This window comes from Actinoplanes sp. CA-142083 (assembly GCF_050942195.1).
Lineage (GTDB): Bacteria > Actinomycetota > Actinomycetes > Mycobacteriales > Micromonosporaceae > Actinoplanes.
Window position 1 is genome coordinate 7,554,884 of record NZ_CP192076.1, and the last position, 19,629, is coordinate 7,574,512.

The window sequence follows — 19,629 nt, forward strand, 5'->3', positions numbered from 1 at the left end:
CCGATGACCAAACCCCGGATCGCGATCCTCGGCGGCGGCACCGCCGCCGTGACGGCCGCCTATTTCCTCAGCGGGTCGCCGGAGGTGCGGGAACGCTACGACATCGAGCTGTACCAGCAAGGCTGGCGCCTGGGCGGGAAGGGCGCGAGCGGACGCGGCGCGGGTGACGACCGCATCGAGGAGCACGGGCTGCACATCTGGTTCGGCTACTACGAAAATGCCTTCCGTATGCTGCGCGACTGCCACGCCGAGCTGAACACGCTTGCGGAGCAGGGGCAGGCGCGGTGGTCGACCACGATGCACGGGATCGAGACCGCGTTCCGGCCGATCAGCTCGATCGGGATCGTCGAGGACGAGGCGCCGGGCTGGCGGCCGTGGATCGCGACGTTCCCGGAGGACGACGCGTCTCCCTGGGACCGCGACCTGATCTCCGAGCCTCCCGACTGGGACCTCGGCTGGTACCTCGAGACCCTCCTGACCCGCTCGGCGGCCCTGGTGGCCACCGTCCTGCGCAGCGCGGCCGACGAGGGCCACCTGATCGAAAGCTCCATCGAGCCCGGCGGGAACGAGTTCGAGGAGATCCTCGTCGGCGCGGGGCAGCGCCTCGCGGACGCGGACGGCCTGACCGCCGGGCCCTCGCGGGCCATTGCGGCAATCGTCGCGCGCTGGGTGCAAATGACGGACCGTGGCGAGGACGGCGAGCTGCACGACATCGTGGTTCAGGCCCTGACCGTCGGGGGCCGGCTGCTCGACGCGGTCCGCCTGCGGCTCGACGAGCGCCTCGTCACCGACCGCGCGGCCGTCCGCCGGCTCTGGGCGCTGGCCGACGTGATGCTCGCGATCGTGCGCGGCCTGCTCCACGAGCGGGTGGCCGCCGAGGAGGACTTCGAACGGCTCGATGAGGTCGAGTTCCGCACCTGGCTGCAGCTGCACGGCGCGCTCGCCGAATCGACGCGGTCCTCCCTCGTGCGCACCCTCGCCTACGACCTGCCTTTCGCCTATGAGGAAGGCGACGCCGATCTGGGGTCCTGCGGCGCCGGCACCGCGATGCGGACCCTCTTCCGCGCCTTCTTCACCTACCGCGGCGCAATCATGTGGAAGCTGAACTCCGGCATGGGCGACGTCGTGTTCGCGCCCCTCTACGAGCTTCTGCACAAGCGCGGCGTGAAATTCAAGTTCTTCCACCAGATCACCGAAATCATCACCGAGGAGAACCGGGTGGCCGGCTTCCGCTTCCGCCACCAGGACGGTGACCCGTCCCGCAAGCCGGAAGACAGGCTGCTGGCCGTCGAGGTCACCGCGGGCGGCCGGATGCCACCAGGATGGCTGCAATGCTGGCCGGCTCAGCCGAAGGGATGGACGGCGGAGGCCGCCGAGTCGCTCGAGAGTTACTGGGGTGCGGCGCCGGGCAAGGAGGAGTACGAGAAGCTCGACCCGGGCGATCTCGTGGTTTTCGGCCTGCCCCTGGGCACCGTCGAGCACGTAGCGAAAAGACTCGTCGACGAGCGGCCGGCCTGGCGGGATCTCGTCGACCATGTCCGCACGACGGCCACCCAGGCCATGCAGATCTGGGTCGACCGGTCGGCCGAGAAGCTCGGCTGGTACGAGGACGCGGTCGTGGGCGGCTACACGGCGCCTTACGACACCTTCTCGGACATGCCGGAGCTGCGGTTCCATGAGCGGGTCGACGCGGCGACGGTGCTCTACCTCTGCGCGGTTCTGCCGGACGCGCCCGACGGCAGCGCGCCGGCCCCGGGCCAGGATCCGGCCGCGTGGGTCCAGCGCCGGTGGGGATCCGTTCTGGCCAATGCGGAGGACTTCCTGCGGACTCAGGTGGTCGGGCTCTGGCCGGGGGCCGCCGACCCCGCCACGGGCCTGTTCGACCAGCGCATCGAGAAGGCCCGGTACGTGCGCGGCAACGTTCAGCCCTCGGACCGGTACGTGCTCTCGGTGCCCGGGTCGGTCCGCTACCGGCTCGAGCCCGGCGATACCGGCTACGACAACTTGATGATCGCCGGCGACTGGACGCGCTGCGTGATCAACGCCGGCTGCGTCGAAGCGGCCACGATCTCAGGAATGCTCGCGGCGGAGGCGATCATGGGGCGTCTTCCCGTACCCATCATCGGGCGGTCCCACGTCAAGGAAGGTGACGGTCATGTCCCAACCCCCGGATGACCAACGATCGCGGCTCGTCTCGGAGGCCCTCGAGCTCGCACTGGACGTCGCGGACGAGGGTTCTTCCACCCTCTCCAGCTTCCTCACCGACATCAAAGGCGACGCGCTCAACATCGCCCGGAAAGCCGGCGAACAGATGAGCCAGATGCCGGCGGAGCAGCGCGACGAGTTCGCGGAGCGAGGTGGGAGGTTGGCCAACGACCTGGTGTCGTCCTTCCTCGACGTCGCCGTCGCTGCCAAGAACGAGCTAGACCGTCACCCCGATCAGCGGCGGGAGAACCTCGACAAGCTCTCCACGCTGGTGAGCTTCGTCGGGTCGATCTTCATCGACACCGCCAACAAGACGGTCGGGACCACGGCCGAGCAACCGAACCGCGATCGGGCTCGGCAGATAACCGTGGAGGTAGCCGCAGGGGCAAAGGTGGTGCAGTCGGCATGGGTAGTCAATCGCGGCGCGGCCACCGTCTCGGAGGCCACCGTCCGCGTCCTCAGAACCGGAGGACCGCAGGGTGCGAGCATCAAGCCGGAGCCGAGGAAGCTAACTGTCGGCCCGCGGAGCCGTGCCGAGGTTCTCCTGACCGTCACCGGCCCGCAGCTGCCCGTCGGCTCGTTCACCGATTCCCTGCTCATCGTGGACGGCGTGGGCAGCATCGTCGTCCGGACGATCATCAAATGAACGCCGGGGCCGCCGACCGCGCCCTGATCGAGGCCGCGCTCGGCGATGCGCTCCGCCAGGACGGGGTTCCCGGAGGGCACTACGACCTGGTGGCCGACTACCCGTTGCGGGGCGGCAAGCGCATGCGGCCGCTGCTCTGCCTGGCCGCATGCCGGCTGCACGGCGGCTCCCCCGCCGAGGCGCTGCCGGCCGCCGTGGCTCTCGAACTGCTCCACAGCGCCTTTCTCGTGCACGACGACATCGAGGACGGGAGCGCCCGGCGACGTGGCCTGCCGACGATGCACGAGGTGGTCGGCACGGCGCGGGCCATCAACGTGGGCGACGCCCTGTCGGCGCTCGCCCTCGTCGCGATCGCCAAGGGTGGCCGGCGCTGGCCGGGCGAGGTGGCGGGCGCCGTCACCGCCGAGTTCGCGCACCTGCTGCTGCGCACCACCGAGGGCCAGGCCGCGGAGCTCGCGTGGATCGCCGCCGGCCGCTACGACCTGGGCGACGCCGACTACCTCGCCCTCGTCCGCGACAAGACCAGCTGGTACTCGGCGTTGCACCCCTTGCGGATCGGGGCTCTGATCGGCTCCCGGGGCCGGGCCGACCTCGACCGCCTCAATGACTTCGGGTTCGCCCTCGGCGCCGTGTTCCAGATCCACGACGACCTCGAGAATCTCGAAGCCACATCGACGTACGGGAAGGACGTGGCCGGCGACATTCTCGAGGGCAAGCCGACGTTGCCTCTGCTGCATCTGCTCCGCGTCGCGAGCCCGGCGGACCGCGCGCTGGTGCTGCGCTCGATCGGCCCGCGCGGCGAGGGCCCGCCCGCGACCCGCGGCACGATCGTGCGCGACCTGATAGAGCACTACGGCAGCCTGGACCACGCGCGCGAGTCCGCGGGCGCCCTGGCGGGCCTGGCTCTCGCCGAGTTCCGCCACCTGTTCGGCGGCCTGCCGCCCAGCGAGGCCCTCGAGTTCCTCTTCGACCTCGTCACCGGCCTGCGAGCGAGAACACACCCTCGTGTCTTCCTCACGATCTAGGCTCACGTCATGCCTGATGAGCCCCTGCCGAAGCCGGTCGTCGACCTTCTCCGCCTGCCAAACCCCGCCGTGATGGCGACCGTCGCCGCCGACGGCCGGCCGGTGTCGGTGGCGACCTGGTATCTCCTCGAGGAGGACGGCCGGGTGCTGCTGGGCCTCGACGCCAAGCGGGCGCGGCTCAAGCACCTGCACACCGACCCGCGGATCTCGCTGACCGTCCTGGCGCGAGACGACTGGTACACCCACGTGAGCCTGCAAGGCCGGGTCGTCTCCATCACCGATGACAAGGGCCTGGCCGACATCGACCGCCTGGCCCGGCACTACACCGGCGACGCGTATCCGAACCGCGAGCGTCCCCGGGTGAGCGTCCAGGTGGAGATCGAGCGCTGGCACGTCTGGGGCAAGCTCCGCGAGCAATAGGCCGTCATCGGTGGGCGTCGAGCCAGCTCACGATGTCGGCAAGCACCTGGTCGCGCTCCGGCTCGTTGTGAGGCTCGTGGTAGAGCCCTTCGTAGATCTTGAACGTGACGTCCGGTGAGCCGACGTGCTCGCGGACGACGTCGGCGGCGGCCGGTGGCACGAGCCGGTCCGCCCCGCCGTGCAGGACGAACAGCGGCAGCGTGAGCCCTGGAAGCCGGGATGGCATCGCGGTGGCCGTCAGCATGAGCTCGGTGCCGGTGCGGGCGGTCATCTTGCCGAGGTAGTTCAGCGGATCGGCGCGGTAGGCGCGGACCACCTCGGGGTCACGGCTGATCGCCTCCAGGTCGAGCGCCAGCATGCCGAGGTTGGGCGCCAGGGCGGAGACCATCGGCGCCAGCCTTTTCTGCACCGTGGTGGCGGCGCTGGTGTCCAGCGCCGGCGCGGAGATGACCCCGCCGCGCACCCGGCCGGCGGGCTTTCCGGTCAGATACTGCAGCGCGATCAGCCCGCCGAGGCTGTGCCCGAAGACGAACACCGGCACGTCCGGGACGCGCTCCGCGGCCAGGCGGGTCAACGCGTCGACGCCGTCCACGGCCGCGGCCATGCTCGTGATGTTGCCCCGCTTGCCCGGCGACCGGCCATGCCCCGGATGGTCCACGGCGTAGACGTCGTAGCCCGCCGCGACGAGTCGCTCGGCGACCGCGCTGTACCGGCCGCCGTGCTCGTGCACGCCGTGCACCACGATGACCAGTCCGGCGGGCGCCTCGCCGCTCCAGCTCTGCCAGTACTGGCCGGAGTCCAGCCGATCCTCGGCGTGCGTCTCGGTCATGCGGGCTCCAGGGGTAGTTGTGCGCGCGTGCGCCGCATCGTAAACCTTTCGCCGTAAACCTTTCGCCGGGAAAACGAGCGCGACCCGGTTGACCAGAGATGGACATCGATGGAGACTCCCTGGAAAGCGCTTACCTCCGCCCCGTGGAGACCCGGATGAGCTTTCGACGTACCGCCCGAGTCGTCCTCGCGGCGGCCCTGATCCTGGCCGGCTCGCAGGCACCCGCGCAGGCGGGTGACCACGCCGGCATCGAGCTGGAACGCCTCGACCGCGGCCTGGTCGCCGCGGCCACCGCCGAGGGTGTCTTCCTCAGTTGGCGGCTGCTCGGGCCGGAGGCCACCGGCCACTCGGCGACCGGCGTGACCGGAGTCGACTTCCACGTCTACCGGGACGGGCGGCGGATCGCCACCGTCACCGACAGCACCAATTACCTCGACAAATCCGGCACCGCGGCGTCGAGATACCGGGTCGCGCCGGTCCGGGGCGGCCGCGGCGCGAGCGCTACGCCGTGGTCGAGCAATCATTACGACCTGCCTCTGAACAAGCCAGCCGACGGCGTCACCCCGGCCGGCGAGGCGTACACCTATTCGGCCAACGACATGAGCGTCGGCGATGTGGACGGCGATGGCCAATACGAATACGTCGTGAAATGGGACCCGTCCAACTCCAAGGACGTCTCTCAGGTCGGCTACACCGGGAACGTCTACGTCGACGCGTACGAGATGGATGGCACTCAGCTTTATCGCATCGACCTGGGTGTCAATGTCCGGGCGGGTGCCCACTACACGCAGTTCCTGGTCTACGACTTCGACGGCGACGGCCGCTCCGAAATGATGTTCAAGACCGCCCCGGGCACGCGCATCACCCGATACCGGCACGACGGCTCGGTGGCGTCCGAGAAGTACATCTCCATGCCGAAGGCGGACCTCGAGGCCGGCTATCGCAACACCGACGACTATCGCATGAGTGCCGCCGATTATTACGAGCACGTGGTGCGCATGTTCGAGGGCTGGCCGGAACATCCCGAGGTGGTGGCCGGGCATTGGCCGGCGACCGTGGAGCAGGCGTTGGGTCTCGCGCCCGGATACGGCGACGCGAGAGCGCTGGCCGACTACTTCATGGACGTCTATGCGCCGGCCCGCAGCACCCGCAACGCATTGCGGAACTTCGCCGGTTTCATCGTGGACGGGCCGGAATACCTGACCGTGTTCGAGGGAGCGACCGGACGGGAACTGCAAACCGTCCGGTACAAGCCGGGCCGCACCGACGACGGCCTGATGTGGGGCGATTACGCGATGGCCCGGATCGAGCCCGGCAACCGGGTCGACCGATTCCTGTCCGGCGTCGCCTACCTCGACGGGCGGCATCCCTCCGCGATTTTCGCCCGCGGTTACTACACAAGAACAACAATCATCGCGTACGGGTGGAATGGTCACCGGCTCACCGAGAACTGGTATGTGGACTCGGGCTGGGTGCCGATGACGAACCCGTTCAACGACTCGCCGCACGGCCGGGACGGAACCAACCCGGAATTCGCCACGATCACCACCCAGGGCGACCATTCGCTCAGCGTGGCCGACGTGGACGGCGACGGCAAACAGGAGATCGTGTACGGCAGCGCGACCATCGACAACGACGGCTCCCTGCTCTACTCGTCCTTCGACACCCTGCCCGAGGGCAGCGCGGCGCCGGGCGAGTACGTGCGCCTCGGTCACGGCGACGCCATGCACGTCACCGACATCGATCCCGACCGGCCCGGGCTGGAGATCTTCACCGCACACGAGGGCGCGACCTTCGCGCCGTACGGGATGGCCATGCGCGACGCCGCGACGGGCGAGGTGCTCTTCGGCGCCTACTCGGGCCGCGACACCGGGCGGGCGATGATCGGCGACGTGCTGCCGGAGGTGCGCGGCATCGAGAACTGGGCCAGCCTGCCCGGCGGCTCCGACGCGCTCGGCCTGCACAAGGCCACCGGCGAGGTGCTCACCAGCAATATCCCCGGCACCAACCAGAGCATCCGCTGGGCGGGCGACATGACCACGCAGATCCTCAACGGCGCCATCGACGTCACCCCGACGATCGACGACTGGAAGCGGGGCCCGCTGCTGACCGCCACCGGCACGCTGGCCAACAACGGCACCAAGGGCACCGCTTCGCTGATCGCGGACATCTTCGGCGACTGGAGAGAGGAACTTCTGCTGCGTACGGCCGACAGCACGGCGATCCGCATCTACCTGAGCACCGAGCTGACCGGCCACAAGCTCTACACGCTGATGCACGACCCGCAGTACCGGGTCGAGGTGGCCCGGCAGCAGACCACCTACAACCAGCCGTCGTACCCGAGCTTCTATCTGGCCTCGGACACCGACTGGGCGAAGGTGCCCCTGCCCTGAGCATGTTGGCCGAGGAAGTCGAGCAGGAGCTCGTTGACCCGGTCGGGAGCGTCGACCTGCAGCCAATGGCCGGCGTCCTCGACGCGTTCGTAGCGCCACGGGCCGGTCACGTGCTCGGCCGAGCCGGTCATCCCTTCCTCGATCAGCGCGCCGTCGCCGCTGCTCCAGACGCCCATCGCCGGCACGGTTACCGGCGGCAGCGGCACTCCCGCCTCGACCAGCGACTCCGGCGGCAGGATCGCCCGGTACAGGGCGAGGCTGGCGGTCAGCGCGGCCGGATCGGCGAGCCGCTCGACGACCGGTTCGATGTCCGGGTGCGCCGACCACTCGCGCAGGTTGCGGAACCCGTCGTCGGACAGCCACCGCTCGGCGACGCCGGCGAACTGGAACAGCAGCATGTACCAGGACTTCTCCCGCTGTCGCAGGCCGGCCGAACCGAACGCCGCCGGATGGCCGACCGACAGCGCGGTGATCGAAGTAACCCGGTCGGGTGCCAACGCCGCCGTCATCCAGGCGATGGCGGCGCCCCAGTCGTGGCCGACGAGGTGGGCGGAGCCGAGGTCCAGCGCGTCGAGCACGCCCAGCACGTCGCCGACCATGACCGGAGCGGCGTACGCGGCCAGGTCGGCCGGCTTGCTGGACCGGCCGAAGCCGCGCAGGTCCGGGGTGATGACGCGATATCCGGCCTCGCTGAGGGCCGGCACCTGGCGCTGCCACAGGTCGCCGGTGTCCGGCCACCCGTGCAGCAGGACCACCGGCACACCCGAGCCGGTGTCGCGGACGTACAGGGTGATGTCGTTGACGTTGATGTCCATCGTGTCCACCTCGGGAGTCACGGGTCAGGCGATCGCGGCCAGCAGTTCCCCGCGGGTCGCGCCGGGCAGTGGATATTGCGGTGCCCCCATGCCGAGGGCGATGACCCGGTCGACGACGCCGGCGGCGCCGAACACCTCGTCGGGCGTGGCGATGAAGGCCGCGATCGACGCGTAACCGCGGGCCAGCTCCGGGTCGGCCAGGCCGGCCGCGAACAGCGCCTTGCTCATCGGCCACCGCGGATCGTCGGTGCCGTACGGCGTACCGGCGGCGTCCGCGGCCATTTCCGCGAGCCGGTGCCGGTCGTTCCAGACGGTCGCGCGATACAGCGGCTCGACGACCTGCGTGCTCGCCTCGTCGAACCGGCGGGCGACCTTGTCGTGGTCGGCCGGGTCGGTCTCGCGCAGCAGATCCCGCAGCAGCCCGGCCTGGATCATCGCCATCGAGGCGCCCCGGCCGACCGAGGGATTGGTGCACGCCCAGGCGTCGCCGACCGCGACCACGCCGGTGGCGACCGGCTCGTCGTCGGCGACCAGGCGCCGGTACCGGTCCTCGATGCCGGCCATGACGTCGACGCCGGAGATCGGTTCGGCGTCGGCCCAGTGGGCGATCAGCGGATAACGGGCGACGGCCGCGTGCCAGCGGGCCGGTTCGCGCAGGCCCCGCAGGGCCTTGTCCCGGCTCGCGGTGGCCAGCACCACGCTCCACGTGCCGTTGTCCCCGGGCAACGTGATCGCCGACAGCGAGTCGTAACTCTGCAGCAGGTTGGCCAGCGCCGCCGGCTGGTCGCCCGTACCGGACCGGAAGTGCCGGCCGTAATAGACGAAGCCGGAGTCCGATCGTTCCTCGACCGGCGCGCGGGCGCCGGCCGCCTGCAGCCAGGAGGCCAGCGCCGAGCGCCGGCCGCCGCAGTCCACCACCAGATCGGCGGGTATCGCCGTGCCGTCCGCGGTCAGGACGCCGGTCACCCGGGGGACCCGCGCGCGCCCGTCCGTGGTGAGGCCGGTGACCGCGATGCCCCGCCGGATAGTCACTCCGGCGGCCTCGGCGGCGGCCGACAGTACGGCCTCGAGCACCGGCCGGCGGGCGGTGACGGTGTCGAACCGCTCATCGCCGGGGCGGATCGGACCGCGCCGCTCCGCCGGCAACATCTCCCACAAGTTCACCTGGCGGGCGCCGGCCGCCTTCAGCGCGTCACCGACCTCCGGAAGCTGCTCGCGCACCTGCTGCCACCAGCGCGGCAACATGAAATGCGGCAGCCGGAACTGATTGACCCCGCGCCGCTGCCACTCGTTCCAGGCAGCGTCGGTGTCGGCCGCCGGCGGCGGTCCGGCCGAGTCGCGCTCGACGATGATCACCTCGTGCCGGTCGCGAGCCAGCAGCATCGCCGTGCCCAGGCCGGCGAGGCCCGCCCCGAGAACCAATATCCGCGCCATGTCGCACCTCCATCGATGAGCCGATGGCGGCATCGTGGCCCGGGCGCCTGTTCGTTCTCCAGGTCAATCGGTGCTCATCTCCTGCTCACCGACGCCGGTCGGGTCCGCTGTGCCGATCTCCATCGCCCACAGCAGCTCGGTCACCTGCTCCACCGCCCGCGCCAGGTTCCGCCGGTAGGTGCTGAACGACAGGCCGAGGACCTCGGCCGCGGCTTCCTGGTTCGGGGCCGCCCGGAGAAACGTCCGATTCAGTACGGCCCGGAGCTGGTCACCCTTCGGCGTGCCGGCGAGCCGGCCGACCGCCGCCACGACGCTCGCGCGCAGTTCGCCGGCGTCGGCGCCGAGCCGGCTGCCGACGAGCGGGCAACCGGCGAGCCGGTCGGGGCGATGGAGGTTCGGCAGCGCCGACCGTACGGCGTCACCGAACGCCGCCCGGGACAGCGGCGGCGGGCGCAGCGCCGAGTCCGGTGGTGGCCCGGTGCCGCCCTGATGCTCACGCTCGTTCATCAGATCGAGCCAGGCCTCGACCGGGAAACGGCGCCAGTCCATCCCGTACGCGACATGGAGCCGGCCCGCCACGGTGACCTCGACGAGCGGCCGGAAGCCGAGGTAGTCGAAGAACGGCCCCCAGTACGAAGGGTCGACCGACACCACGAACGACCACGCGACCGGTTCGGTGCACCAAATCATGATCGAGCTGACCGAGCCGGCCAGCAACGCGTACTTGTCCCGCTGCGCCTCGCGGATACCGGACCAGAACCGGCCGATGTCGACGCGCTCGCCGGGACGTGTCGGCGCGGTCCGGGCGATGTAGTCGAGGATCGCCCGGACGACGGGATCGCGCTCCTCCATCGGCGAACCGCAAGGGCAGAAGATCCCGTACGCGAAACCGACGACGCCCTCCTCGGTGCGCACCACGTTCAGGTGGTCCGGCTCGTCGGCGAACCATCCTTCGGCCAGCGTCGCGCTCACCCGGCCCTCGCCACGGTCGATCAGCTCCAATATCGGCGCGTACTCCTCGGGCCGGGCCGGCACGACCGCCGCCGTGCCCTGGCTCCGCAAGCTGAAGTAGGCGTCGGTGAGCGGGCTACGCCGGTGCAGGTACGCCAGTTGCTGCGCGAGCAGTTGCCGATCGAGACCGGTCGTGGCCCGGATGCCGGCGACCACATGATCGTGGATGATCCGGTGCAGCGACCGGTACCGGTCCGGTGAACGGCGCTCGAACTCCGCCTCCAGGACCTCCCGGGTGAGATCGTGCGGGGTCAGCCCACCGGGCCGGCAATGCACGAACGGGCGACGCTGCAGCCATCCCCACACCTCGGGCGCCTCCGCGCCGACGGTCTTGCGGAGCAGGTCCTCCGTCGTCAGCCAGGCCCGCGCACACGTCGCCAGGCCCGTCATGTGAGCCTCCGAGGGCGCGTCGCGCAGCAGCGACTCGAGCAGCACCGAGATGAGATCGGGCACCTCGGCGAGGCTCTCCGGGACGGCACCGCCGCCGGCCACGTCGGCCAGCAGCGCGAGGGTCAGCGGGTGGCCGCGGCCCAGCGTCAGCAGCCGCTGCCGAGCCGGCTCGGTGACGCCGGCCCGGGCGAGCAGATCCGCGCTGTCGGTCTCGTCGAGGTGGTCGACCTGATGGATCGCGACGATTTGCCGCCAGCCCGGATCCACCCGCCAGGCGGCCGACGGGGCCTCGCGTCCGGCGAGGACCACGAGCCCGTCGGCCGGCAGCCCCGGGATGAATTCGCGGCGCAGCCAGCCGTCGAGGGCGCCCAGATGCTCGTACGAGTCGACCAGCAGCACCGTCCCCGGCTCCTCGGCAGCCTGCAGGAAGCCCTCCGGCGACGGATCGATCTCCCGCCCGTCCAGCAGCACCGGCACCCGGCCGGCGGCGCGGGCCCGGGCGGACATCTCCAGGAGCAGCGTGGTCTTCCCGATGCCGCCCGGACCGTGCACGAACAGCACCCGCCGCGACGACCGCCCACTCAGCGCGTCGCCGAACGCCCGCAGCTCGTCCCGGCGGCCGACGAAGTTCCGCCGCCGCGCCCGTTCGATGACATCCCCGAGGACGGTAGTCACCACCGAATCAGTCTCGACCCCCGGGACGGAATGGACCAGCACTCGTCATGCGTCGCGTTCCGGGAAGGCGTGGAAGAAAACCGACACCGCCGACCGGTCCTCCTCGATCGGGCGGTCCCGGGTCGCCTCGGACCAGCGGGTGAGCACGGCGAGCAGCTCGCCGGTCAGCGAAGCCAGCTCGCCGGGCGTGAGCCGCAGGAACGATTCGCTGCTCATCACGGCTCGTCGCCAGTCCTCGCTCCAGGTCTCCCGGCTCTGCTCGAAGTGGCGCAATCGCTCGAACTCGTCGATCACCATCTGCGCCTTGGCCAGGTTGGCGACGGCGCGCGCCTCCGGGTCGGTGAAGTCGAGGAACGACCAGGTGGTGGACCCCGGACTGGCGCGCCACCACCGTTCCCGGCGGTCCCGGGCGAGCTCGGGCACGTCCTCGACGAAGCCGTTCCGGGCCAGCTCGCGCAGGTGATAGCTGACCTGCCCCGGGTCGGCGCCCAGTCGCTTGGCCAGGGTGCCGCCGGTGGCCGGACCGAACTGGCAGAGCAGCCGGTAGAGCCGCTGCCGGACGGGCTGGGCGAGGCCATTCAACACTCGCGGATCGGTGATCCGCCGCTGCGGCACGGAGTCGCTCATAAGCCGCTAGCCTATGGCCGTCCGGGACGCCCAGCCGGAAACAGTCAGGCCTGCGGCAGGCTAGCTTTACGCAGGTCCGCCACTGTCAGGCACAGAGCGGCCCCGACCAGTTCAAGGCCGGCGCAGGCGACGAACGCCGGCACGGTGCCGATCCGATCGGCCGCGACCCCCGTCACGGCCATCGCGAGCGGGGTCACGCCCAGATTCGCGAACGAGCTCACGCTGCCCACCCGGCCCCGGAACGCGTCGTCGGTGCGGGCCTGAGTGAGCGCGCTGCTCAGGATCCCGACAACACCGCTGGTCAGACCCACGACAACCGTCGCGGCCACGGTGGTCTCCAAGCGGCCGGCGACCGCGACGGCCAGCACCGCGAGGCCCTGCACGGCGATGCCGACCGCCATCGCGACGCCGACGCTCCACCGCCACCGCACCCGCAGCATCACCAACGACGAGGCCACTGCGCCCGCGCCGAAGCCGGCCAGCAGCGCTCCGACGCCCGCCGACCCCCACCCGCGCTGGTCACTCACCAGGGCCAGTCCGATGTTCATCGGGCCGACGAAACCCAGGTTCGTCAGCAGGGACACGAGCAACACCGTACGCAAAAGCCGATGCCGGCCCAGATACCGCAGGCCCGACCGGAGCGCGACCGTCACGGGCTCGCTCCCGGGCCCGGCGGCCGGGCCCGGCGGCAGGCGGCGCAGGGCCATCACCGACACGAGGAAGGTGGCCGCGTCCACCACGCACGCCACCGGCAGTCCACCCGCCGCCACCAGCACACCACCCAACGGCGCCCCCACGGTCAGGGCCAGGCGTGCGGCCAGCGCGTTGAGCGCCGCGCCCCGGCTGAGATCGGCCGGCGCCAGCAGGCGTGGCGGCACGGCGGCCGCCGCGGGCAGGAAGATCGCGTCGGCCGCCCCGAACACGAAAGCCACCGTCACGAGCAGCGCGATGCTCGGCTGCCAGCCGGCGACCACCGCCGCGACCAGCGCCACCACGCACCGCAGCAGGTCACTGCCGATCATCAGCCGCCGGCCGTCGTGCCGATCGACGACCGCTCCGCCGAGCAGCAGGAACGCCAGCCGCGGCACCGCCGAGACCGCCATGACGGCACCGGCCACCCCCGGCGAGGCCAGCTGCACCGCCGACCAGGACAACGCGACGTACCAGACCTGGTCGCCCAGAACCGAGACGGCTTGGCCGCCCACGTACCACCGATAGACCGGGCGTCCGCTCCGCTGCTGCAGCACGCTGTCGCTCATCATCCGGAGACTAGGGCGGTTGCCGCATTTCCAGTAGACTGCTACTGGATCTTACGCTTATCTATTTATGACGGCGCCCTCCCGCACGCGATCGTCGGCAGCGCCACGAAGCGCCGCCTCCACCCGGCGGTTGCTGGTCATGGTCGCCGTGACAGCCGTCATGGCGAGCAGGAGGCAGGCGGCGGCGTAGAGCGGGGTGCGCACGTCGAACGTGGAGGCCAGCCAGCCGCCGAGGAAGGCGCCGAACGGGGCGGCGCACATGGCGAGCATGCGGGAGGTGGACGCGACCCGGCCCATCAGGTGGGCGGGAACGATCGCCTGTCGCAGGGAGGGGCCGAGCACCATCGTGGCGCCCATGCCCGCTCCGCAGACGGCGAGCGCGAGGCCGGCGACGTACGGGGTCGAGGCGGCGGCAAGGCCCAGGATGGCGAGTCCCTCGACGGCGGCCGTGACGGTCAAAGCGGTGCCGGTGCCGAGTCGCCGGCCGAGGAAGGAGGCGATGCCCGTGCCGAGCAGGCCGCCGGTGGCCTCCGCCGTGAGGAGCAGGCCGAAGCCGTAGGTGCCGATGCCGAGACGGTCGTGCGCGAAGAGAGCGAGGACGGTCTCCACGGCAAGAAACGCGACGTTCCCCACCGCCGGGCGCAGCGCGAGCCCGAGCAGCAACTGATCCCGGAACACGTACGAGGCGCCGGCCCGCGCCTGCCGCAGCAGCGACTCACGAACCTCCGGCACCGGCCGGGGCATGGCGGGCAAGGATCGTACGAGCAGTGCGGAGACCATGAACGACACCGCATCGGCGAGCAGCGGAACCGCCCGCCCGAGGGCGAGCAGGGCACTGCCGGCGGGCGGCCCCGCGAAGCCGGACGCGGCGGTCTGGGCGCCGCGCAGGCGCGAGTTGGCGCGTTCCAGGAGCGCGGGGTCGCGGCCGAGCAGATCCGGCAGATAGGCCGTGGCGGCCGTGTCGAAGAAGAGCCCGCCGAGGCCGAGCAGGAAGGCGACGACCGCGAGCAGGGGAATGCTCAGCACGTCGAACGCGGCCGCCGTCGCCGGCACGGCGAGCAGCACCGCCCGTGCCGCGTCCACGACCCACATCGTGCGCCGGCGTTCCCAGCGGTCCACCAGCGCACCGCCGAGCACCCCGAAGAGCAGCCACGGCAGCGTTCCGGCGGCCGTGACGACGGCGAGCGCCATCGGATCCCGGGTCAACGTCAACGCGAGGAGCGGCAGCGCGGCATACGACACCCCGTCGCCGAGCGAGGAGATCGTCTGTGCGGTCCACAGCCGTCCGAACCCGGTCGGCAACGGTCGAACGTCCGAGGTCATTTGGCCTCACCTTCGGCCTGCTCGCGCGGCGCCGGGTGGAACAGCGCGAAGACGAATGAGGCGTCCGGCAGCGACGGATCGGACAATTCCCGGTACTCGTCCGCCAGTGCCTGCAGGCGCGCCCCCAGCGCCGCGAACTGGTCCGCGGTGAGCCGCAGATGTGCCATCCGTACGTGTCGCTCGCCCTCCGGCGGCGCCGCCTCCAGGTCCGCCACCGCGTGCCGCATCAGCACATCCGGCTGCCCCACCCCCGGATCCGGCAGCTCGATCGTCCGCGCGGCCATCGCGTAGTACCGCTCGGTGACCCCGCGCACCTTCCGCGTCCGCACCACCTTGACCAGGCCGGCCCGCTCGAGCAGCCGCACGTGATAGCTGGAGCTCCCCTTCGCCAGACCCACCTGTTCGGCGATCTGCGTGATCGTCGCCGGCTCGAAGCGCAGCACGGCCATGATCCGGTGACGCGTGAGGTTGGAGACGGCGCGTAGCTGCTCGTCAGTGGTGACGTGGAACGTCTCTGGGAGATCATCGGCAGGCATGCGCTCAATGGTCAACGATTCTTGACCATTGCGCAAGCAGATTTTTCGCCGGGGCTCAGAGCAGCTTGTCGAGGGTGATCGGCAGATCGAGGACGCGTCGGCCGGTGGCGTGCCGGACCGATCACCCCCACCGAGGGTCCCGCGCCGGCACTCTAGGCGAGCCGACTTCCCGGCCAGTGAATTCGGCCGTTCACTGATCGTCGTGTGCCCGTCCTTAGGTTCAGCCGCAGCCTGCCGGAGACGAACGTGAGGACACGATCATGACGATGACCCGCCGAACCTTGCTGGCCGGGACCGCCGCGGCCGCCACCGGCGCCGTAATCGCGGAACCCGCGCTGGCACACCACCGGCCCGAACCGACCGTGGTGCTCGTGCACGGCGCGTTCGCCGACGCCTCGGGCTGGAACGAGGTGGCCGCCGAGCTGACTCGCGCCGGCTTTCCGGTGATCGCCCCGCCGAACCCGTTGCGCGGCGTCGCCGCCGACGCCGCCTACCTCGCCAGCATCCTCGCCACCCTCACCGGCCCGCTTGTTCTCGTCGCGCACTCCTACGGCGGCATGGTCATCTCGAACGCCGCGACCGGCAACGCCAACGTGAAAGCGCTGGTCTACGTGGCGGCGTTCGCTCCCGACGAGGGCGACACCGTCCCCGATCTGCAGTACCGCTACCCGGGCAGCAGGATCACCCCGGAAGCGCTCGACTTCCGCCCGCACCCGACCGGCGCTGACGCCTACATCAAGAAAGAGCTTTTCCCGTACGCGTTCGCAGGCGACCTGCCGAGGGCGAAGGCGTCTCTGATGTGGGCCGGCCAGCGGCCGCTGAACGCGAGCACCTTCGAGGAGCGGTCCGGGGTTCCGGCGTGGCGGACGATCCCGTCCTGGTATCTAGCCGCCCGCAACGACCAGGTGATTCCCGTTGCGGCGCAACGATTCATGGCCAAGCGCGCCGGGTCACGGGTCACCGAGGTCGCCGCGTCGCACGTAGCGATGATTTCGCAGCCCGCCGCGACGGCCGACCTCATCAAACGCGCCGCACGCTGATGCACGGGCACGCGTACCAGAGCCAATGTCTGGCCGAGGAGAAGAGGCACACCGCCGCGACCCGTGATGAGCGGCCTCACTGTCGCCGCGATCGCCGGATCGCCGCTGGGCACGCTGATCGGCCAGCACGCCGGCTAGCGGCTGCTGTTCTGGGTCGTCGCCGGCCTCGGCGTGCTCGTCGACGCCGCGCTGCTGGCCTGGCTGCCGCGCTGATCGGCCGCGACGTCGACCTGCGGCTGCTGTCCCGGGCCGCCGCCGTCGACGCCGTCGACTGCCTCGAGCGCCTCGAACCGCTGCACGCGCTCGGCCTGCTCGAGACCAGCCCCGACGACCCGTCGACGGTGCGGTTCGTGCACGACCTGGTCCGCGAGTCGATCTCCGAGACCACGACCCGGCAGCGTGCCGTACGGCTGCACCTGCGCGTCGCGGACGCGCTCGACCACCTTCACGGCGGCGACGAGGCCGTCGCCGAGCGTCTCGCGTACCACCTCTGGGCCGCCGGCCCCCTGGCCGATCCGGCCCGCACCGCGGAGGCGCTCGTCCGCGCGGCCCGCGGCGCCGACTTCCCGTTCATCCGGTTGATGGGCGCCTACACCTCCACGTAACGCTCCCGGCGGTCGGGTCGGCGGCTCGGCCACCAGCCGTCCAGCGGCCGGTACGGCCGGCGAGCCGGGACGGCCGGCGCGGGCGTGGGCGGGGCAGCGACGATTTCGTTCCGGACCGCCGTCACGCCGGGCACGTCCCGGACCAGCCGCTCGATCACCGTCGCGGTCCGGGCGTCCGGCACGGTCCCGGCCATCGTGGCCACACCGTCGTGCACGGCGAACGCGACGTCCTCGCTCGGCAGGGCCGTCAGCACCTGCCATACGTCGGCCCGGATCGCCTCATCGGGACGCTCGTAGACCTTGAGCAGATCGGCGGCGGTGACGACGCCCAGCAGCCGGCGGCCGGCCCCGGTCACCAGAAGACGGTTGACCGCGCCGTGGCGCATGATCCGGGCGGCCTGCGCGAGCGTCACCTCCGGGGCAACGGTCAGCGCCGGCGCGCTCATCATCTCGCCGGCCGACCGCGCGAGGAACGATGGTGTCGTCACCGGCCGACGCCACGGCAAGCGCGGGCGCCGCTCGGGTTCCCGTGCCTCGATGCCGCTGAGCACGTCGGTGCGGGTGATGATGCCCAGCACGCTGTCGTACCGGTCGACGACGGCCAAAGCGCTCACGTCGTACCTCGTCATGGTGGTGATGACCCCGGCCGGCGGCGTGTCGTAGCCCACCGTGAGGACCTCGGGTGTCATGACGTCTCGGACAGTCCACTGCTGCACGATTCTCCTTCCCCGGCGCCATCATGACGGCGCCCGTCATTGCCGGTCATCGGCAAATGCTGATAGCCAGACCCGCGTCGGCTCAGGCCGCGAACCGATCGCGCTCCGGGCCGAACGGGTCGGCGCTGAACGGGTGCGTGCGGCCGACGCGCGAGCGCGCCAGCGCGCTGTCGTCGAAGTCATGGCGGATGCGGTCGACGACCGCTACAACGCCCGGCAGCTCTTCTGCCAGGCGGACGGCGATGGCGGCGGTGGTGCGCCGGCCCACCGAGCCGGTGAGGGTGACCACGCCACCGTCGACGTGGACCTGCACCTGCTCCGGCTCGATCCACAGAGTGCGGCGCAGCACCTGCTCGACGACATCGTCGCGAATGGCGGCGTCCGGCCGGTCGCCGGCGGCCACCTCCCGGCTCATCACGTCACGAACCAGCCGTTGCCGCATGGCCGAACACCTCCAGTCTCCGAGCAGCCGGACAATCCCACCGATCGGCGGGGACGAATGCTTGTGTCTGTCCAGCATCGCTGCGGAGAACCACCACGCCCAGGTCTGCCCACGGCCGTCTTGGGGCAGCTTGATTGCCGACGACCGGCAACCAGCCGCGGACGGGTGCGGGTCGGCCGACCCGCACCCGCCGGAGTCAGCAGCTGGACTTGTAGGCGGCCTGGCCGCCCTCGCCGCTGAGGTTGTCCTTGGTGATGGTGGTGAAGCCGGTCTGGATCTTCGGCTGGATCTGGCCGCCGTCGAGGGCGGCGACGGCCTCGTCGATGCCGTACTGGCCGATGTTGCCGGGCTGCTGGGCGATCAGCGCCTGCACGGTGCCTTCCTGCAGGGCCTTGATCTGGTTGGGGCCCGCGTCGAAGCCCACGATCTTGACGGTGCTGGTCTTGCCGGCCTGGCGCACGCCGGTGGCGGTGCCCTCGGCGGCGAACAGGTTGGCCGCGAAGACACCGATGATGTCGGGGTCACGCTGCAACGCGGAGGTGATCAGGTTGGACGCCGTCGCCGGGTCGTTGTGCGAGTACTGCACCGGCAGGTACTGGAACTTCGAGTCGGCCTTGGCGGCGTCCTCGAAACCCTTGATGCGCAGGTCGACGGTGGAGACGCCGGGGTCGGTCGACATGACCATGACCTTGCCGCCGTTGGGGTTGAGCTTCTTGATGGCTTCGAAGGCCGCAGCTCCCCCGCCCACGTTGTCGGAAGCGATGGCGCTGGCCGCGTACGACGGATCCTCGGTGGTGGTGTCGACCAGGATCACCTTGATGCCGGCCGCGGCCGCGGCCTGCAGCGGGGTCTGCATGGCGGTGACGTCGGTGGGGGCGATGAGGATGGCGTCCGGCTTGGCCGCCACGACCGAGTCGAGGATCGGCTTCTGCAGCGTGGGATCGAACTTCTGCGGGCCTTGGGTCTTCACCGTGACGCCGAGCTTCGCCGCCTCCGCCTCGATCCCGCACTGCATGGTGATGTAGAACTCGTCGCCCGTCACACCCTGGATGAACTGGATGTTGTAGTTCTTCTTCGCCTTGTCCGGCACCACGGCCGCCGACGCGGCGGGAGCGCTGGGATTGCCGGCGGCCGTGTTCTCGGCGCTTTCGGTCGGCTTCGAGCTCGTGCAGGCCGCCAGGAAAACAACGAGAGCGGCGCTGCCGCCGTACGCGATGATCTTGTTTTTCATGGGGAGT

At 70.8% G+C, this 19,629-nt stretch carries 19 protein-coding genes; 7 read left to right on the plus strand and 12 right to left on the minus strand.

Going from position 1 to position 19,629, the window contains the following annotated elements:
* Positions 1-3 precede the first annotated feature (3 nt).
* Genes ACQPZX_RS34545 through ACQPZX_RS34560 form a run of 4 tightly spaced genes read left to right on the plus strand, consistent with a single transcriptional unit; the run spans position 4 to position 4,296 of the window.
* Positions 4-2,175 (plus strand): NAD(P)-binding protein, encoded by a 2,172-nt coding sequence (locus ACQPZX_RS34545; RefSeq protein ID WP_433364760.1) that lies wholly within the window; start codon positions 4-6, stop codon positions 2,173-2,175.
* Positions 2,156-2,851, plus strand: coding sequence for a hypothetical protein (locus ACQPZX_RS34550; RefSeq protein ID WP_433364763.1), 696 nt, complete (start codon positions 2,156-2,158; stop codon positions 2,849-2,851). The genes ACQPZX_RS34545 and ACQPZX_RS34550 overlap by 20 nt, the downstream gene beginning before the upstream one ends.
* Complete coding sequence (locus tag ACQPZX_RS34555; RefSeq protein WP_433364766.1) at positions 2,848-3,876, plus strand: polyprenyl synthetase family protein; 1,029 nt, start codon at positions 2,848-2,850, stop codon at positions 3,874-3,876. Before ACQPZX_RS34550 ends, ACQPZX_RS34555 begins: the two co-directional genes overlap by 4 nt.
* A gap of 9 nt (positions 3,877-3,885) precedes the next feature.
* Entirely contained in the window at positions 3,886-4,296 is a 411-nt protein-coding gene (locus tag ACQPZX_RS34560) for a TIGR03618 family F420-dependent PPOX class oxidoreductase (RefSeq protein ID WP_433364768.1), read from the plus strand.
* A gap of 4 nt (positions 4,297-4,300) precedes the next feature.
* On the opposite strand, the gene ACQPZX_RS34565 is transcribed toward ACQPZX_RS34560, so the two are convergent.
* Positions 4,301-5,125 (minus strand): alpha/beta hydrolase, encoded by an 825-nt coding sequence (locus ACQPZX_RS34565; protein ID WP_433364771.1) that lies wholly within the window; start codon positions 5,123-5,125, stop codon positions 4,301-4,303.
* Positions 5,126-5,280: 155 nt separating this feature from the next.
* On the opposite strand from ACQPZX_RS34565, the gene ACQPZX_RS34570 reads away from it, so the two are divergent.
* Positions 5,281-7,518, plus strand: a complete 2,238-nt coding sequence (locus ACQPZX_RS34570) for a rhamnogalacturonan lyase (protein WP_433364774.1) — start codon at positions 5,281-5,283, stop codon at positions 7,516-7,518.
* On the opposite strand, the gene ACQPZX_RS34575 is transcribed toward ACQPZX_RS34570, so the two are convergent.
* The 7 genes from ACQPZX_RS34575 to ACQPZX_RS34605 form a co-directional block, all read right to left on the minus strand.
* The gene (locus tag ACQPZX_RS34575) at positions 7,473-8,333 is read right to left on the minus strand and encodes an alpha/beta fold hydrolase (protein ID WP_433364777.1); all 861 of its coding nucleotides are present in this window, start codon (positions 8,331-8,333) and stop codon (positions 7,473-7,475) included. The two genes, ACQPZX_RS34570 and ACQPZX_RS34575, sit on opposite strands and share 46 nt — an antisense overlap.
* 24 nt (positions 8,334-8,357) lie before the next feature.
* On the minus strand, positions 8,358-9,767 hold the full coding sequence (locus ACQPZX_RS34580) for an FAD-dependent oxidoreductase (RefSeq protein WP_433364780.1): 1,410 nt from the start codon (positions 9,765-9,767) through the stop codon (positions 8,358-8,360).
* Positions 9,768-9,830: 63 nt separating this feature from the next.
* Positions 9,831-11,846: an ATP-binding protein gene (locus ACQPZX_RS34585; RefSeq protein ID WP_433364783.1), complete on the minus strand. Its 2,016-nt coding sequence runs from the start codon at positions 11,844-11,846 to the stop codon at positions 9,831-9,833.
* A 42-nt stretch (positions 11,847-11,888) separates the two neighbouring features.
* Positions 11,889-12,470 carry an ArsR/SmtB family transcription factor gene (locus tag ACQPZX_RS34590; protein ID WP_433364786.1) on the minus strand — a complete coding sequence of 194 codons (582 nt, stop codon included), beginning with the start codon at positions 12,468-12,470 and terminating at the stop codon, positions 11,889-11,891.
* 44 nt (positions 12,471-12,514) lie between these two features.
* A complete protein-coding gene (locus ACQPZX_RS34595; RefSeq protein WP_433364789.1) occupies positions 12,515-13,729 on the minus strand; it encodes an MFS transporter in 1,215 nt (404 codons plus the stop codon).
* Positions 13,730-13,786: 57 nt separating this feature from the next.
* On the minus strand, positions 13,787-15,052 hold the full coding sequence (locus tag ACQPZX_RS34600) for an MFS transporter (RefSeq protein WP_433364792.1): 1,266 nt from the start codon (positions 15,050-15,052) through the stop codon (positions 13,787-13,789).
* A complete protein-coding gene (locus ACQPZX_RS34605) occupies positions 15,049-15,588 on the minus strand; it encodes an ArsR/SmtB family transcription factor (RefSeq protein WP_433364795.1) in 540 nt (179 codons plus the stop codon). The genes ACQPZX_RS34600 and ACQPZX_RS34605 overlap by 4 nt, the downstream gene beginning before the upstream one ends.
* Positions 15,589-15,854: 266 nt before the next feature.
* Here ACQPZX_RS34605 and ACQPZX_RS34610 point away from each other — a divergent pair, with 266 nt between their 5' ends.
* Positions 15,855-16,628 (plus strand): alpha/beta fold hydrolase, encoded by a 774-nt coding sequence (locus tag ACQPZX_RS34610; RefSeq protein WP_433364798.1) that lies wholly within the window; start codon positions 15,855-15,857, stop codon positions 16,626-16,628.
* Positions 16,629-16,762: 134 nt separating this feature from the next.
* On the opposite strand, the gene ACQPZX_RS34615 is transcribed toward ACQPZX_RS34610, so the two are convergent.
* The gene (locus ACQPZX_RS34615; RefSeq protein WP_433364800.1) at positions 16,763-16,984 is read right to left on the minus strand and encodes a hypothetical protein; all 222 of its coding nucleotides are present in this window, start codon (positions 16,982-16,984) and stop codon (positions 16,763-16,765) included.
* Here ACQPZX_RS34615 and ACQPZX_RS34620 point away from each other — a divergent pair.
* On the plus strand, positions 16,979-17,233 hold the full coding sequence (locus ACQPZX_RS34620; RefSeq protein ID WP_433364803.1) for a hypothetical protein: 255 nt from the start codon (positions 16,979-16,981) through the stop codon (positions 17,231-17,233). The two genes, ACQPZX_RS34615 and ACQPZX_RS34620, sit on opposite strands and share 6 nt — an antisense overlap.
* Here ACQPZX_RS34620 and ACQPZX_RS34625 read toward each other — a convergent pair.
* The 3 genes from ACQPZX_RS34625 to ACQPZX_RS34635 form a co-directional block, all read right to left on the minus strand.
* Complete coding sequence (locus ACQPZX_RS34625) at positions 17,218-17,949, minus strand: CBS domain-containing protein (protein ID WP_433364806.1); 732 nt, start codon at positions 17,947-17,949, stop codon at positions 17,218-17,220. The genes ACQPZX_RS34620 and ACQPZX_RS34625 overlap by 16 nt on opposite strands.
* A gap of 82 nt (positions 17,950-18,031) precedes the next feature.
* Positions 18,032-18,391: a BON domain-containing protein gene (locus ACQPZX_RS34630; RefSeq protein ID WP_433364809.1), complete on the minus strand. Its 360-nt coding sequence runs from the start codon at positions 18,389-18,391 to the stop codon at positions 18,032-18,034.
* Between the two features lie 196 nt (positions 18,392-18,587).
* The gene (locus ACQPZX_RS34635; protein ID WP_433364812.1) at positions 18,588-19,622 is read right to left on the minus strand and encodes an ABC transporter substrate-binding protein; all 1,035 of its coding nucleotides are present in this window, start codon (positions 19,620-19,622) and stop codon (positions 18,588-18,590) included.
* Positions 19,623-19,629: the final 7 nt, after the last annotated feature.